The 15272-nt window shown below is 72.1% G+C and carries 15 protein-coding genes; 14 read left to right on the top strand and 1 reads right to left on the bottom strand.

Annotated features, from left to right (window positions below):
• Positions 1-154 precede the first annotated feature (154 nt).
• Both MKL09_RS09030 and MKL09_RS09035 read left to right on the top strand, forming a co-directional pair.
• Entirely contained in the window at positions 155-4051 is a 3897-nt protein-coding gene (locus tag MKL09_RS09030) for a glycoside hydrolase/phage tail family protein (RefSeq protein ID WP_244019632.1), read from the top strand.
• A 142-nt stretch (positions 4052-4193) separates the two neighbouring features.
• Complete coding sequence (locus tag MKL09_RS09035) at positions 4194-5450, top strand: DUF2793 domain-containing protein (RefSeq protein WP_244019633.1); 1257 nt, start codon at positions 4194-4196, stop codon at positions 5448-5450.
• A 313-nt stretch (positions 5451-5763) separates the two neighbouring features.
• Here the strand turns inward: MKL09_RS09035 and MKL09_RS09040 are convergent, their stop codons facing one another.
• Positions 5764-6327: a GDSL-type esterase/lipase family protein gene (locus MKL09_RS09040; RefSeq protein ID WP_244019634.1), complete on the bottom strand. Its 564-nt coding sequence runs from the start codon at positions 6325-6327 to the stop codon at positions 5764-5766.
• Positions 6328-6371: 44 nt separating this feature from the next.
• Between MKL09_RS09040 and MKL09_RS09045 the strand changes: the two genes are divergently transcribed.
• The 12 genes from MKL09_RS09045 (at position 6372) to ccmI (ending at position 15261) form a co-directional block, all read left to right on the top strand.
• Positions 6372-6917, top strand: coding sequence for a phage tail tip lysozyme (locus MKL09_RS09045; RefSeq protein WP_244019636.1), 546 nt, complete (start codon positions 6372-6374; stop codon positions 6915-6917).
• A complete protein-coding gene (locus MKL09_RS09050; RefSeq protein WP_244019638.1) occupies positions 6914-7441 on the top strand; it encodes a hypothetical protein in 528 nt (175 codons plus the stop codon). Before MKL09_RS09045 ends, MKL09_RS09050 begins: the two co-directional genes overlap by 4 nt.
• Positions 7442-7472: 31 nt before the next feature.
• The gene (locus tag MKL09_RS09055; RefSeq protein ID WP_244019640.1) at positions 7473-7805 is read left to right on the top strand and encodes a hypothetical protein; all 333 of its coding nucleotides are present in this window, start codon (positions 7473-7475) and stop codon (positions 7803-7805) included.
• Entirely contained in the window at positions 7802-8002 is a 201-nt protein-coding gene (locus MKL09_RS09060; RefSeq protein ID WP_244019641.1) for a hypothetical protein, read from the top strand. Before MKL09_RS09055 ends, MKL09_RS09060 begins: the two co-directional genes overlap by 4 nt.
• A gap of 209 nt (positions 8003-8211) precedes the next feature.
• Positions 8212-8583, top strand: a complete 372-nt coding sequence (locus MKL09_RS09065; protein ID WP_244019642.1) for a PepSY domain-containing protein — start codon at positions 8212-8214, stop codon at positions 8581-8583.
• Positions 8584-8618: 35 nt separating this feature from the next.
• Complete coding sequence (locus tag MKL09_RS09070) at positions 8619-9296, top strand: response regulator transcription factor (protein ID WP_007565778.1); 678 nt, start codon at positions 8619-8621, stop codon at positions 9294-9296.
• A gap of 5 nt (positions 9297-9301) precedes the next feature.
• Positions 9302-10522, top strand: a complete 1221-nt coding sequence (locus MKL09_RS09075) for a 2-methylaconitate cis-trans isomerase PrpF family protein (RefSeq protein WP_244019643.1) — start codon at positions 9302-9304, stop codon at positions 10520-10522.
• Positions 10523-11072: 550 nt separating this feature from the next.
• Complete coding sequence (locus MKL09_RS09080; RefSeq protein WP_244019644.1) at positions 11073-11297, top strand: hypothetical protein; 225 nt, start codon at positions 11073-11075, stop codon at positions 11295-11297.
• Between the two features lie 30 nt (positions 11298-11327).
• Positions 11328-12746 carry a sensor histidine kinase gene (locus MKL09_RS09085; RefSeq protein ID WP_244019645.1) on the top strand — a complete coding sequence of 473 codons (1419 nt, stop codon included), beginning with the start codon at positions 11328-11330 and terminating at the stop codon, positions 12744-12746.
• A gap of 105 nt (positions 12747-12851) precedes the next feature.
• Positions 12852-13370, top strand: coding sequence for a hypothetical protein (locus MKL09_RS09090; RefSeq protein WP_244019646.1), 519 nt, complete (start codon positions 12852-12854; stop codon positions 13368-13370).
• Between the two features lie 38 nt (positions 13371-13408).
• Positions 13409-13582 (top strand): hypothetical protein, encoded by a 174-nt coding sequence (locus MKL09_RS09095; protein ID WP_244019648.1) that lies wholly within the window; start codon positions 13409-13411, stop codon positions 13580-13582.
• A 191-nt stretch (positions 13583-13773) separates the two neighbouring features.
• Entirely contained in the window at positions 13774-15261 is a 1488-nt protein-coding gene (gene ccmI, locus MKL09_RS09100; protein ID WP_244019650.1) for a c-type cytochrome biogenesis protein CcmI, read from the top strand.
• Positions 15262-15272 lie beyond the last annotated feature (11 nt).

Below are 15272 nucleotides of genomic sequence, written 5' to 3' on the forward strand. Positions count from 1 at the left end.
ACGGCGTGGGACGAGTCGCAGAGCAATTGATCGACAACCGTATCAAGTCTTGGCGCGTGTCGCGATCAGCGTGTCGAACGGCCTGAATGCGGCCGACGCAACGCCATCTGGCCTGCCGCACCACAACTCGCCCGCCCCCACCCCGGAGCCCGCCATGGCCACCCTGATCCTGTCGACGGCGGGCGCGGCGGTCGGGACCGCTCTGGGCGGGCCGATCGGGGCCGTGGTGGGGGGCGTGCTCGGGGCGGCCGCGGGGGCGGGGCTCGACGGGATGCTGTCGGGCTTCGGGCGGCACACGCGCTTCGTCGAGGGGCCGCGGCTCGCCGATGTCGCCGGCCTGTCCTCCACGGAGGGCGACCCCATCCCGCGGGTCTACGGGCGGGCGAAGATCGGCGGCAGCCTGATCTGGGCGACGCGCGCCCGGGAGGTCGCCAACACCACGGTGGAGCGCGCGGCGTCCGCCTCCAAGGGCGCGGGCGGGCAGAAGACCGTACGCACCCGCTACGCCTATTTCGCCAACCTGGCGGTGGGCCTGTGCGAGGGCGAGATCGCCATGGTCCGCCGGATCTGGGCGGACGGCAAGGAGATCGACCAGATCGGGATCACCCTGCGGGTCCATACCGGCGGCCCGGACCAGGCGCCGGACCCGCTGATCGTCGCGAAGGAAGGCACCGAGAACGCCCCGGCCTATCGCGGCCTCGCCTACGTGGTGTTCGAGAACCTGCCGCTCGCCGATTTCGGCAACCGCGTCCCGCAATTCGCCTTCGAGGTGGTGCGCCCGGTCAACGGCCTGTTCCACCGGATCCGCGCCGTCGACCTGATCCCGGGGGCGGGCGAGTTCGCCCTCGATCCGAACCTCGTCACCGTCGATCTCGGTCTCGGCCGGACGCAGGCGGTCAACCGGCACCAGCTCCAGCGCGCCACCGACGTCACCGCCTCCCTCGACGCTCTTCAGGCCCTGTGCCCGAACCTGCGCCGGGTCGCCGTGGTGGCGACGTGGTTCGGCACCGACCTGCGCGCCGGCTCCTGCCGGGTGGTGCCGAAGGTCGAGACCCGGGCCAAGCGCACCATGCCGGAGGCCTGGAGCGTCGCCGGGATCACGCGCGACAAGGCCGAAATGGTCTCGACCCTGCCGGACGGCACCCCCGCCTATGGCGGCACCCCGTCGGATGCCGGGCTGACCCGGCTGGTCGCCGATCTCGCGGCCCGCGGCCTCGAGGTGCTGCTCTACCCGTTCGTGATGATGGACGTGGCCGCAGGCAACGGCCTGCCCGATCCGCGCGTGCCTGGCGCGACCCAGCCGGCCTATCCCTGGCGCGGGCGCATCACCTGCGACCCGGCCCCGGACGTCTCCGGCAGCCCGGACGGCACCGCCGCCGCGGAGGCGCAGGTCCAGGACTTTTTCGCCAACGGCTACCGCGCGGAGGTGCTGCATTACGCCGGCCTCGCGGCGCAATGGGCGGCGCGGGGCGTGCGGATCGCCGGCTTCGTGATCGGCAGCGAGTTCGTCGGCCTCACCCAGGTGCGCGGCGCCTCCGGCTACCCGGCCGTGCAGGCGTTCAAAAGCCTCGCCGCGGAGTTGCGGTCCCGCTTGGGCACCGGCGTCACGCTCGTCTACGGGGCGGACTGGACCGAGTACGGCGCCCATGTCCGCGACGGCGGCGCCACGATCCGGTTCCCCTTGGATGACCTGTTCGCCGACCCGAATATCGGCGCCGTCGGGATCGACTGGTATCCGCCGATCTCCGACTGGCACGACACGCCGGACCATGCCGACCTCGCGGTCTCGGGCGACATCGCCGACCGCGCCTACCTGAAGGCCCGGGGTGCCTCCGGCGAGGCCTACGACTGGTACTATGCCGACGCGGCCGGGCGCGACGCCCAGGCGCGCCTGCCGATCCAGGATGGCGCCTCCGGCAAGCCGTGGATCTACCGGCCCAAGGACCTGGTCGGCTGGTGGTCGAACCCGCATGTCGAGCGCGACGGCGGGCTCGAGACCCGCGCTACCGCCTGGGTGCCCAAGGGTAAGCCGATCTGGCTCACCGAGGTCGGGGTGCCGGCGGTGGACAAGGGTACGAACGGCCCCAACGTCTTCCCCGATCCGAAATCCGCCGAGGGCGCCTACCCGCCGCATTCCCGGGCTCTGCGCGACGAGCTGATCCAGCTGCGGGGCGTCGAGGCGGTGATCGCCCGGTTCGATCCGGCCGCAGTGGGGTTTTCGGAGGCCGACAACCCGGTCTCGCCGGTCTATGGCGGCCGGATGGTCGATCCGGGATCGATCTTCGTCTGGTCCTGGGATGCGCGGCCCTACCCGGCCTTCCCGACCGTGCAGGCGGTCTGGGCCGACACCGCCAACTGGCGGGTCGGCCACTGGATCACGGGACGGATCGAGGGCTGCGACCTCGACCGGCTGGTCCTGAAGATCCTGGCCGATTTCGGCTTCGACGCACCGGTCGCCGTGGAGGCCGCCGCCTTCCTCGACGGCTACGTCATCGACCGGCCGCTCTCGGCGCGCGCCGCGTTAGAGACCCTGGCGCAGATCTACGGGCTCGACGTCTCAGCGGTGGCCGGCACCCTGCACCTGCGCGGGCCCCGTCGCGACAGGCCGGTGGTGCTCGCCGAAGCCGATCTGGTTCGGCTGTCGGAGGACAAGCCGATCCTGCGCCAGGTCCGGGCCGAGGAGAGCGCCCTGCCGCGCTCGGTCGAGCTCGGGCTGACCGAATCCGAGAGCCCGGATTATCGCCGCGCCTCGGCCGCCGCGATCCGCCCGGTGGGCGAGCGGCGGCGCGAGACCCGGATCGAGGCGGCGATCGTCACCCGCCGGGAGACCGGCGACGGCCTCGCCGAGGCGATGCTCGACCGGGTGATCGCCGCCCGGGACAGCGCGGTCTTCACCCTGAGCCCGCGCCGCGTCGAACTGGAGCCCGGCGACCTGCTGGCGGTGCCGGCCGACGTGCCGGGCGGGACGGTTTTGTGCAGGATCGACCGGATCGACGACGCGCCCACCGGCCGGCGGATCGAGGCGAGCGGCGTGCCGCCCCGGGGCGGGCCCGCGCGCGGCCTGCCCCGCAGCCCGGCCCTGCCGGTCGGCCCGACGCCGGCCTTTCCGGGGCCGCCCTTCGCCGTGGTGCTCGACCTGCCGGTGGACCGCGGCAGCCCGACGGTGCTGCAATACCTGGCGGTGGCGGCCGAGCCCTGGCCTGAGGAGACCGCCGTCTGGCGGGCGGAAGGATCCGGGCCGCTCGCCCTCCACGGCCTCGTCGATTACCCGGCCTGTCTCGGCCGGACCCTCACGGCGCTGCCAGCCGGGCCGCTCTGGCGGCTGCAGCGGGGCGTACCGCTCGACGTCACCCTGCGCCGGGGCGGGGCGCTCGGCGCCATCGGCGAGGCCGCGATGCTCGCGGGCGGTAACCTGTTCGCGCTGGTCGGGCCGGACGGCGCCGTGGAGCTGGTGTCCGCCGCCAACGCGGTGCTGACCGGTGCCGACACCTACCGGCTCTCCGGGCTCCTGCGCGGGCTCGCCGGAAGTGAGGCCCAGGCCGTCCGGGCGACCCCGGCGGGCAGCCTGATCGTGCGGCTCAACGACGGCGCCGTGGTGCCCCTGGTCGAGCGCCTGGACGAGGTCGGCCGCGGATTCCGCTACCGGGTCGGCCCGGCCGCGCGAGACCTGGGCGATCCGGCCTTCTCGGAATTCGCCGCCACGGCTGGGCTCGCGGCTTTGCGACCCCTGCGGCTGGTCCATCTGCGGGCGCGCCGGGAGGCGTCGGGGGTGCGGCTCACCTGGATCCGCCGGGCGCGCCGGGACGGCGACGCCTGGGAGCCCGCCGAGATCCCCCTCGACGAGCCGGAGGCCTACGCGGTCACGGTCTTCTCCGGCGCCGGCACGCCCTTGCGCCGGGTCCGGGCCGAGGCGCAGCAGGTCCTCTACGCCGACGAGGCGGCCGATTTCGGCGGCAAGCAGACCAGCCTCGACGTGGCCGTGGCCCAGATCGGCGCCGTGGCCGGCCCCGGGCCGGCCTCCCGCGCGCGCATTCCCGTCCGCTCGGCCTGATCCCCGCTCGGACCGAAGCCCTGACCGTCATTGCGAGCGTAGCGAAGCAACCTAGGGACGCGCCACGCATCGTCATCGCGCGCTGCACTGGGTCGCTTCGCTGCGCTCGCGATGACGGCATTGCACCCCCCCCGGAGCCCCCATGACCGACGCCACGCCCCGCCTCGGCCTGCCGCTGATCGCGGCGAGCCAGGCCCAGAAGCACGTCACCCACAACGAGGCGCTCGGCCTCCTCGACGCCCTGGTCCAGCTCGCCTGCCTGGACAAGGACCTCACCGCACCGCCCCAGAACCCCGCGGAGGGCGACCGCTACCTCGTGGTCGCATCGAACCCGGGGGGCGCCTGGGCCGGGCTCGCCGGCCAGGTGGTGCGCTACGCCGACGGCGTCTGGATCGGCGCCGTGCCCCGGGCCGGCTGGTTCGCCTACCTGATCGACGAGGCCGACCTCTACGTGTTCGACGGGACCGCCTGGGGCAGCTTCCGCCGGACGCTCACGGCGATCCAGAGCGTCAGCCGGCTCGGCATCAACACCGGGGCGGACGCCACCAACCGCCTCGCGGTCAAGTCCGACGCGGCTCTGCTCACCTGGGACGACGCGACGCCGGGTTCTGGCGACATGCGGATGTCGGTGAACAAGCAGGCCGCGTCCCGGGATGCCGGTCTGATCCTCCAGACCGGCTATTCCGCCCGCGCCCTGCTGGGCCTTTTGGGCAGCGACGACTTCTCCCTGAAGGTCTCTCCGGACGGGTCCGCCTTCGCCACCGCGCTCACCGCCTCCGCGGCGAAGGGCGGGATCGATTTCGCCTCCACCGAGACCGTGCTGGCCTCGGCGGCGACCACGGATCTCGGCGGCGCCGGCACGCGGCGGGTGCTGGTGACCGGCACGGCCCGGATCACCCGTTTCGGCACCGGCGCCGACCGGGAGCGGCTCGTGCGCTTTTCCGGCGCCCCCACCCTGGTCCACGATCCCGAGCAACTGGCGCTGCCGACCCGGGCCGACATCGTCACGGCCGCCGACGACACCTGTCTCGCCACCTCGGACGGCGCCGGCCGATGGTGCGTGCGGCACTACCAGCGCGCCGACGGCACCCCGCTGGCGCTCGGCACGCAGGCGCTGACCCAGAACGGCTACGCCCGGCTCGCCAACGGGCTGATCCTGCAATGGGGGCTCGCGACGAGCACGGACGCGGAGGTCTCGCTGTCGTTCGCGTTGGCCTTCCCCAGCGCCTGCCTGGGCGTCTGGACGCAGCCGGTCGCCCGGGATGCCGGCACGCTCTACGCCAGCCAAGTCAGCGACGTGACCGCCACCGGCTTCACCCTCCGCAACCGCCGCACGACCGGCGGCACGGTCACGGGCGCCGGCAATGTCTCAGCGTATTGGTTGGGATTGGGGTCGTGAGGGCGATTCCGGGCGCGCGCCCCTCGCTGAGCCGCCCCATCACCGCCGCTCCGGCATCGTCCGCGCTTCCAGCATGCCGAACTGCCGGATCCCCAGTTTTCCGGATGGGGCTCCGGTCCCCTCTCCCGTGCGGGAGAGGGACAGGGTGAGGGGCGAGATCTTTCCGGATCGCGCGTATCCCTCACCCCAACCCTCTCCCGCCCGGGAGAGGGGGCGCGCCGCGTCCGGTGCATGCTGATTTATGAATGTCGTAGGGGGCGTGAGAGACGAAACGTCGCCGTCGCGATAGGCCTGTGGGTCCGTGAGCCCTGCCTCACCCATCATTTCCCGGCGCCAAAGCCGCCAGCAGCGTCGGCTCGATTGCGGCGTAGCCGGCGGCGTTGAGGTGGATGCCGTCCTCGGTGAGATCCGGCCGCAGCGCCCCTGACGGGGTCGCGAGCGGCGGGTGGTAGTCGATCAGCGCCGCGGCGCTGGAGGCGCAATGCGCCCGGATCCAGCGGTTCAGGGCGTGGATGCGCGCCACTGGCCGCAGCTCCGGGCGCCACCCCCAGAAATCGCTTGGCATCACGGTGCCGATCCAGAGCGGCAGCCCGGCCTCGAAGGCGAGCCGCGCCATGGCGGCGATGTTGTCCCGGATCGCCCCGTCCGGGACCGGGCCGCCGATCTCGGCGATGTCGTTGATCCCGCACAGCAGGTGGATTCCCCGGGCGCCGGCCGCGTCCCGCAGGAACCGGGCGCGGATCTGCCCGCTCGTCTGGCCCGGCACGCCCCGGGCGGTGAACCCGTGCCGCGCAAACGTCTCGGCCCGGGCGACGCCCCAGCCGGCGGTGATCGAATCGCCGATGAACACCAGCGGCCGGTCCTGTCCGTGTCCCACGTGTCCCCCGTCCGCGCCGCGCGGACCCTGCCCGGAGAGCCCCCATGCCTGCAACCACCTTTCCGGCCCGGGGGCCGGGCGACGCCTTCGCGGCCGGATGCCGGAGCCTCGGGCCGCGCCTGATGCGCGATCTCGGGCTCACCGACCTCCAGGCCGCGGGCCTCCTGGGCAATCTCGGCCACGAGAGCGGCGGGTTCCGCCATCTCCAGGAGGTCGCCCCTTCGGTGGCCGGGTCCCGGGGCGGCTGGGGTCTGGCGCAATGGACGGGCCCCCGGCGCGTGGCCATGGAGGCCTGGTGCCGGGCGCACGCACTCGATCCCGCATCCCTCGATGCGCAGTACCGCTACCTCTGCGCCGAGCTGCGCACCACCGAGGCGGCGGCGCTCGCCGCGCTGCGGCAGGCCCCGACCCTCGAGGCCGCCACCGAGATCGTGTGCCGTCTCTTCGAGCGGCCGGGGGTGGTCGCGCTGGCGAGCCGGCTGGACTGGGCCCGCCGGGCCCTCGCCGTCCTGCGCGATGCCGCGTCGCCGCCATCCGAATCCCGAGCCGGCCGGGTCCGCCGTGCGCGCAACACCGGAGATCGATCATGACGCACCTCTTCCGTGCCGGGCTGGCGCTCGCCGGCGCCGCGATCCCGTTCGTGGCCCTCGTTTCCCCGGCACTGGCCGGTGCCCCGACGGGCGGCGTGGCGATCCCCTGGGGCGACTGGCTGGTCGGCCTGCTGCAGCCGGTCTCGGCGGTGCTGGTGCCCATCGCCGCCGCGGCCGTGACGGCCGGCATCGCCCGGGTCGCGCCCTGGGCGGCCTCGCTGCTGACCCGGGAGCGGGTCGAGGCGGCGATCCGCGCCGGGGCCGAGTACGGCCAGAACGCCGTGGCCGGTGCCGCGCGGGGCCGGACCGTGAGCGTCGATCTCGGCTCGGCGGTGGTGACGGCCGGCGCCCGGCACGTCCTGGCGACCGCGCCGGCCCATGTCGTCCGGAAGGCGGGCGGAGCCGAAGGGGTCGCCGCCCGGATCTTCCGGGCCCTGCCGCTCGACCCGCAGGCCAGCGTCGGCAACGTCCTCACGCCGTCGCTGAAGGAACTGAGGGAGCGGGACGCGGCGCATCGGGCCTGAGGTCACTCCAGGCGTGGGGAAGGAGGAAGCCATGAACGCCGTCCGTCAGGCCCCACGCCACCCGCCCGAGCGCGCGTTCGACCCCGGTGGCCGCGCGCGGACGATCCGGTTTCCGCACTTCTGGCACGCCTATGTCGCGCGCCAGACCGAGCCGCGCCTGGCCGTGCTCGACGAACTCGTGGACGCCCATGTCGAGCGGCGGGTGCTGCGCCGCTACCTCCGGCGCCTCAAGCACGCGACCCTGTTCGCCTTCGTCACCGCGGCGGCGGCCGCGCACTGGTTCTCGGACCAGATCGCCTGGCTCACCGAGCGCATGCCCGCCCTGCGGGCGTTCTGGGCCCTGATCACGGGAGGTTCGCGATGAGCCGACGGTGGGACCGGATCCTCGACCGGATCTGGCTGGCCCTGTCCGGGGCGGTCTCGATCGCGATCATGCTTCAGATGGGCGCGCAGCTCGGGGACCGGCCCTGGTCGATCGACGCCGTCCTGGCCGCGCACGCAGCCGCGCCGGCAGCCCTGTTCCGCTCGGCCGCGCCGGCCGGATGCCGGGACGCGCGCTAGGCCCTCGGGCCGGCCGCCACATTCGCCTGTGCGGCACGGCCCGGACGGTGGAACCCGAAAAGCCCGTCGGCCGTAGTGCCGGCACCATGCCGTCCGCGATCAAACCGTTCCCATGTCCACGAAGCCGACAGTCCGCCGATCGCGCGTCGTCGGGCCTGCAGCTCCATATTCAGGGCGCATTCAGTGCCCTCGGCGCCAATCTTCTGGCAATGCGCTACGCCATCGCCCTCGTTGCAATCAGCCTGACCGCCGCGGCCCTCGCCGCCAGCGGCCTCGGCTCCATGGCCGATGACGGGCCGGCCGCGCAGGCCGCCCCGGTGGCGGATCCGACGCCCCTGCGGATCGAGACCTGCCTGTCGCCGGCCGACATGCGCGAGGAGGTCGGCGAGCGCCGGGTGATCGCCCCGGTGGCGGCGATCCGGGCGGCCCGCACGGTGATCCCCCGGGCCGAGATCCAGCGCGCGAGCCTCTGTCGCCACGAGGACGGCCTCGTGTACATGCTCACCGCCTTGCGCCGGGACGGGCATTTCGTGCACGTGATCGTGGATGCCCGCACCGGCAAGGTGGCGGGCCAATACTGACCGGGCTTCACACCCGCAGCGGAATGGAGTGAGCCGTGCGACTGCTCGTCGTGGAGGATGACCGAGACATCAACCGGCAGGTGGTCGCTGCGCTGGAGGAGGCCGGCTACGTCGCCGACAAGGCCTATGACGGCGAGGAGGGCGGCTATCTCGGCGAGAGCGAGCCCTACGACGCGATCATCCTCGATATGGGCCTGCCCAAGGCCGACGGCGTCTCGGTGCTGCAGAAATGGCGCCGGGCCGGGGTGAAGACGCCGGTGATCATCCTCACCGCCCGGGACCGCTGGTCCGACAAGGTCGATGGCTTCGATGCCGGCGCCGACGATTACGTGACCAAGCCGTTCCACATGGAAGAGCTGATGGCCCGGGTCCGGGCGCTCCTGCGCCGGGCGGCCGGCCACGCCTCCAGCCAGATCGCCTGCGGCCCCGTCACCCTCGACACCCGCTCCGGCAAGGTGTTCGTCGACGGCGCCCAGGTGAAGCTCACCAGCCACGAATACCGGCTGCTCTCCTACCTGATGCACCATACCGGCCGGGTGGTCTCCCGGGCCGAGCTGACCGAGCACCTCTACGACCAGGATTTCGACCGGGATTCGAACACCATCGAGGTGTTCGTCGGGCGGCTGCGCAAGAAGCTCGCAGTCGACCTGATCCAGACCGTGCGCGGGCTGGGTTACCTGGTGGACCCGAACCAGCCGCCGGCCCGGGTGTGACCGGGGTGCCGACCCCCGGCACGCTGCCGGCCGTGTTCATGCGCGGGGGCACCAGCAAGGCGCTGATGCTGCATCGCCGGGACGTGCCGGGGGACATCGCCGCCTGGGAGCCGGCCTTCCTCTCCGCGATGGACAGCCCCGACCCGTTCGGGCGCCAGCTCAATGGCATGGGCGGGGGCGTCTCCTCGGTCTCGAAGATCTGCATCGTCGAGCCCTCGACCCGGCCGGACGCCGACATCGACTACACCTTCGTGCAGGTGGTGGTCCGCGACGGGCGGATCGACCTGTCGGGCAATTGCGGCAACATGCTCTCGGCGGTTGGGCCGTTCGCGGTGGACGAGGGGCTGGTGGAGGTCGCCGACGGCCCGGTGTGCTTACGGATCTTCAACACCAATACGCGCAAGCGGATCGAGGCCGGCTTCGAGGTCCGGGGCGGCCGTGCCATCTATCGCGGCGACCTGGCGATCCCCGGCGTCACCGGCACGGGTGCGCCGATCCGCCTCGATTTCGTCGATCCGGGCGGCGCCACCACCGGAAATCTGCTGCCCACCGGCGCCGTCCGGCAGACCCTCGACGTGCCGGGCCTCGGCCCGGTCGAGGCCTCGCTGGTGGACGCGGCCAATGCCTGCGTGTTCGTCCTCGCCGCCGATCTGGGCCTCACCGGCACCGAACTGCCCGCCGCCCTGGAGGCGGTGCCCGGCCTCCTCGACCGGCTGTCGCGGATCCGCCTGGCCGCCTCCGTGGCGATGGGCATCGCCCCCGATCCCGATGCCGCCGCACGGATCGTCCACGTGCCCTTCGTCGGCCTGGTCGCGCCACCGCAGGATTCCTCAAGCCTGTCCGGGGCGGCGATCCGCGCCGCGGACATCGACCTGACCGCCCGGGTGATCTCGAACGGCGTGCCGCACCAGGCGCTGCCGCTCACCGCCACCCTGTGCCTCGCGGTGGCCGCCCGGATCGCGGGCAGTCTGGTCCACGAGGCCGCCCGCGCCACCGGCGACGCGGCGCTCCGGGTCGGCATGCCCTCGGGCATCCTCACCGCCGACGCCACCGTGGCGCGGGACGGCGACGGATGGCGGGCGGAACGCGGCTCGTTCTTCCGCACCGCGCGGCCGCTGATGCGGGGCGAGGTGTTCTATGAACCTCGCACTCAGGTGCAAACGGATGGGACACGCGCTACACTCTTGGGCCGTGAGTCCCATGAACAAGCGACCGGTCAAAGATAGAACCAATCGGCCGCTACCCGTGAAGCCGTTCGTCAGCGGCCGCGTCGGCGGTGGAAAGGCCATGCCTGCGCCTGTCGGCGGTCATCGTCAGGCGGTGAATGATCCGCATCTCGTGCTGCTATCGAGCACGGCTTTTGATGCCCTCACGGACGCCCTTGATACGCCGCCGGCACCTTCAGAGGGGGCCCAGGCAGGCTGTTGCGCGCGCGCGCTCATGGCGATGCTAGGCCCAAGCAGAACGCGCCACCGCAGTCCTGTTTGAGCGCCAGTCGACCGGTCTTTCCAATCCACTCCCTCATCCTGAGGTGCCGAAGCGCAGCGGAGGCCTCGAAGGAGCCCTCCAGCCGGCCGCGTGATCCCTGGAGGGCTCCTTCGAGGCTCGCTTCGCTCGCACCTCAGGATGAGGTGGGAGATTGGGATCTCCGTGGTCGGACCCATCCTTCGACCGGCATCGGGCGGTCGAACGGACTCCAAGCGTGCGGTTGTTGTCGCGCTGTCGTCAATCGTTCTACATGAGGCCAGTCTGCGCCTCACGGATCTGCCTCCCGCCATGACACCTGCCGACAGACCCGGTCCGGCGTCGCGGGCACGCCGGTTCAAGTCGTGGACGGGCCTGGATGCCTTGGCGTCCTTCTGGTCCTTCGGATACGACCCAATCCGGTATCCGCATCGCGACGAGGCCGAGGCCCTGCGGGGTGACGTTCGCCGCATCGGCGACGATCTGCGCGGCGTAATCGCACGCGAGGCGGTGCGTGAACCGATCAAGCGGGACTAGGCCATCACTTCCCCAGCCAGCATTGGGCCGATGAAAACCCTGATCGGTCTCTTCTCCCTGCGCCGCCGCTCCATCGCGGTGCGGCTGGCCGTGTCGGCGTTCCTGTCGAGCTCGGCGATCCTGCTGATCGCGGCCTGGATCCTCACCACCCTGTACCGGGAGAACACCGAGCGCGCCTTCGACAGCCGGCTCCTGGTCTTCACCAACAACCTCGCCACCGATCTCGTCTCGCCCAACGACCCCGAGAGCCGCAGCTTCGCGCTGGGCGATCCGCGCTTCGACCTGCCCCTGTCCGGCTGGTACTGGCAGGTCGGCAAGCCCGACGCGAAGCCCCGGGACCTGCGCACCTCCCGCTCGCTGGTCGGCGTGCCGCTGGGGCCGGCCACCGATTCCGACGGCAAGGTCGGGGTCGGGCAGATCCGCCAGGGCTACGGCAAGGGCCAGGATGGGCGGCTGCTGCGCATCATGGAGCGCGACGTCGATCTCGGCGAGGAGGGCCGCTACACCGTGCGGGTGGCCGGGCCGGCCGACGAGATCGTCAACGACGTCGACCGCTTCCGGAACTCGCTGACCATCACGTTCGGGCTGCTCGGCCTGTCGCTGGCGATCACCACCCTGCTGCAGATCCGGTTCGGCCTGGCGCCCCTGAAGAAGATGCGCGCCGCGCTCGGCGCCGTCCGCCGGGGCGAGGCCGACCGCATCACCGGCACCTACCCGCGCGACATCGCCCCGCTCACCGGCGAGGTGAACCTCCTGATCGAGACCAACCGGGAGATCCTGGAGCGCGCCCGCACCCAGGTCGGCAACCTCGCCCACGCGCTGAAGACGCCGCTCTCGATCATCGTCAACGAGGTCGGCGCCTCGGACGCCCCCGAGGAGCTGTCCCAAAAAATCCGCGAGCAGGCCGCGGTGATGCGCGATCAGGTGAACTACCATCTCGACCGCGCCCGCGCTGCCGCTTTGGCCGGAACCCTCGGCACCTCGACCGAGGTCGAGCCGGCCCTGGCGGGCCTCGTGCGCACGTTCGGCAAGATCTACCGGGACAAGGACATCGCCTACGACGTCCATGTTCCCCCCGGCCTGCGCTTCCGGGGCGAGCGCCAGGATTTCGAGGAGATGGTCGGCAACCTCGTCGACAACGCCTCGAAATGGGCCCATGGCCGGGTGGCGATCCGCGCCGAGGCGGTGGCCCAGAACGATTATCCCCACCTCGTGGTCGCCATCGAGGATGACGGCCCGGGCCTGCCCCCGGAGGCCCGCCAGGCCGTGCTCGGCCGGGGCCGGCGCCTGGACGAGTCGAAGCCCGGCTCCGGGCTCGGCCTCTCCATCGTGGCGGATCTCGCCACCCTGTACCGGGGGCGCTTCACCCTCGAACAGGCGACGCTCGGCGGCCTGCGGGCGGTTTTGGAAGTACCCGGCGACGCACCCGTCGGGGCGGCCAGCCATTGATGGGATTCAAGTCACGCGGCGAAGGCTGCCGTGTTGACGCCGGCGATCTTCGGGTCTGACAGTGCCGCAAAGCTTGCCGCGTCGGCTACCTAGCGGAATCAGATCTTGGCGTTCGTCTCCCTCATCTCGGGGATACCGTCTTCGCTCAGCGTCGGAGCCGACGGCGACATGGCGCACGTGGTTCTTGTGCCGGTCGCCTATTGCGATGTCACCGACAGGCTGGTTCAGGTCGAATCGCGGCTGACATACACGCAGGCACCCTTGCCGCGCCTGCACATCGCTTCATTCCACGAATTTTCCTTCACGATCTTGGTCGTCAGCCTGTCGGACGACGCGCCGACCTATGAAACACAGGATCGGACCTACGCACGGCCCTACCTGCCCGATGCGTGTCGGCCCCTGATCATGCCGATCGTCTCGGCTTGTTTGAGAGCGCTCGTCGCTCATGTCCGGCCGACGGTGATCTACCGCGTCACAAAGTCTCGCAATCCGCCCGAGAAGGCGCTGCGGGAAGATGTCTTGCTGACACGGACGCTGGAAGGTGAGGGCTATGCGGTGATAGACACTGGAACGGATCTGTGGGGCCGAAGGTTTTGGGTCGTGAGCCGCGCGTTGACAGTCTGAGATCCGTGTGAAGAATATCGATCGCTTAGGAGGATGCCATGACCACCACCCTGCGGCATCCGCGCAGCGACGATCATTACATTAGCGACCGTGTCTTCGATGGTGTCCGGACACGCGATGCCGACACGTCGGCCCGGGATCGCGAGCGGGGCGTGAAGCAACTGGACCGTCTCCGCGCGGGGCGCCGGGCCGATGGCGATAAGCGCGCCTGATCACGGCGATGTTTTGGAGCTGCGACGTTCGAAGACCCCGCTTCAGCGGGGTTTTTTATTGCTTTTGCGGGACCGGGCCCGCAAGCGAAGTTTTGCGCTGGCTGGGATGAGCGCCGAAGCAATCAATCCGTCCTGCGGCCTATCGTGTTAGGCCTTTCCCGACTGGGCCACGGCAGAGTTTCCGAGTTTCGATGACGGCGATCTGGTTCATTCTGGCGGGCATGACCGCGGCGGCCGTGCTCGGCCTGCTTTGGCCGATGTCGCGGCGTACGGCCGTTCCGGCCGGCGAGGGCGGCGGCTCCGGCGTCGATACCGAGACGGCGTTCTACGAGGACCAGATCGCCGAGATCGGGCGTGATTTGGAGCGTGGCCTGATCGCGCCGGACGAGGCCGAGACCGCGCGGGCCGAGGCGGCCCGCCGGCTGCTGCGGGCGAGCCGCGACGCCCGGCGCGACGCGTCGGATGCCGTCGCGGACGAGGCCGCGCGCCCGGCCGAGCCGCGGCTGCGCCGGCGCCGGGCCGCCTCCGCGTTCGCCCTGTCCACGATCCCGCTGGTCGCGCTGATCGCCTACGGGCTCTACGGCTCGCCGGAACTGCCCGCGCAGACCGATGCCGACCGGCAGGCCGCCCGGGGCGGTACCGAGGACCTGATGAAGGCGGTCGGCCAGATCGAGGCGCGGCTGGCCCGCGACCCGAACGACGCCCGCGGCTGGGCCGTGCTCGCCCCGGTCTACATGCGCACAGGCCGGTTCGACGACGCGGCCCGCGCCTTCGCCAACATCGCCCGCCTGAAAGGCGAGACCGCCGACATCCTGTCCGATTGGGGCGAGGCCCTGGCGGCGGCCGGGGAAGGGACCGTCTCGCCCGAGGCCAAGGCGCTGTTCGAGAAGGCCCAGGCCAAAGATGCGAACGCGCCGAAGGCCCGCTTCTATCTCGCCCGCGCGGCCGAGCAGGCCGGCGACACCGGCGAGGCGATCCGCCAGCTCGCCGCCCTGGAGGCCGCGAGCCCCGCCGACGCGCCCTGGCTCGGGCTGGTCCGGCAGAACCTCGCCCGGCTCAAGGGCGAGCCGGCGCCGGCCGCCGTCCCACCGGCACCCCAGACGATTCCGGCCGAGCAGCAGGCGGCGATCCGCGGCATGGTCGATGGGCTGGATGCCCGGCTCAAGGCGTCCGGCGGCACGCCGGACGAGTGGCTGCGGCTGACCCGCTCGAGGGCGGTGCTCGGCGAGCGCGATCAGGCGATCGCCGCGCTGGCCCGGGCTCGGGTGGCGCTCGCCGGTGACCCGCAGGGGCTCGCGCAGGTCGAGGCCGGCGCCCGCATCCTGGGTCTTGATCCCGGCGCCTCGGCCCAACCGGCGGCGCCCGGTCCCATGGCGGGGCCCGCGCCCCGCTCCGACACCGAATCGGCCGCCGCGGCCATGCAGGCGATGTCGCCGGCCGAGCGCGACGTCGCGATCCGCGGCATGGTCGACGGCCTAGACCGGCGCCTGGCGGCGCGGGGCGGCACGCCCGACGAGTGGCTGCGGCTCGTGCGTTCCTACAGCGCACTCGGCGAGCGCGATCAGGCGATCAAGGCCCTCGACCGCGCCCGGATGGCGCTCGCTGCCAACGGCGAGGCGGCGGGCCGGCTCGATGGGCTCGCCCGGGAACTCGACCTGGCCCCAAGATCCAATCCCTGACGATCGCGGCG

This window comes from Methylobacterium sp. J-048 (genome assembly GCF_022829515.1).
GTDB lineage: Bacteria > Pseudomonadota > Alphaproteobacteria > Rhizobiales > Beijerinckiaceae > Methylobacterium.

Bases quoted from the DNA above. Each gene is read 5' to 3' on its own strand.
- MKL09_RS09065 (WP_244019642.1), top strand. From the start codon at position 8,212: ATGCGCTACGCCATCGCCCTCGTTGCAATCAGCCTGACCGCCGCGGCC.
- MKL09_RS09050 (WP_244019638.1), top strand. From the start codon at position 6,914: ATGACGCACCTCTTCCGTGCCGGGCTGGCGCTCGCCGGCGCCGCGATC.
- MKL09_RS09045 (WP_244019636.1), top strand. From the start codon at position 6,372: ATGCCTGCAACCACCTTTCCGGCCCGGGGGCCGGGCGACGCCTTCGCG.
- ccmI (WP_244019650.1), top strand. From the start codon at position 13,774: ATGACGGCGATCTGGTTCATTCTGGCGGGCATGACCGCGGCGGCCGTG.
- MKL09_RS09085 (WP_244019645.1), top strand. From the start codon at position 11,328: ATGAAAACCCTGATCGGTCTCTTCTCCCTGCGCCGCCGCTCCATCGCG.
- MKL09_RS09035 (WP_244019633.1), top strand. From the start codon at position 4,194: ATGACCGACGCCACGCCCCGCCTCGGCCTGCCGCTGATCGCGGCGAGC.
- MKL09_RS09080 (WP_244019644.1), top strand. From the start codon at position 11,073: ATGACACCTGCCGACAGACCCGGTCCGGCGTCGCGGGCACGCCGGTTC.
- MKL09_RS09060 (WP_244019641.1), top strand. From the start codon at position 7,802: ATGAGCCGACGGTGGGACCGGATCCTCGACCGGATCTGGCTGGCCCTG.
- MKL09_RS09030 (WP_244019632.1), top strand. From the start codon at position 155: ATGGCCACCCTGATCCTGTCGACGGCGGGCGCGGCGGTCGGGACCGCT.
- MKL09_RS09055 (WP_244019640.1), top strand. From the start codon at position 7,473: ATGAACGCCGTCCGTCAGGCCCCACGCCACCCGCCCGAGCGCGCGTTC.
- MKL09_RS09095 (WP_244019648.1), top strand. From the start codon at position 13,409: ATGACCACCACCCTGCGGCATCCGCGCAGCGACGATCATTACATTAGC.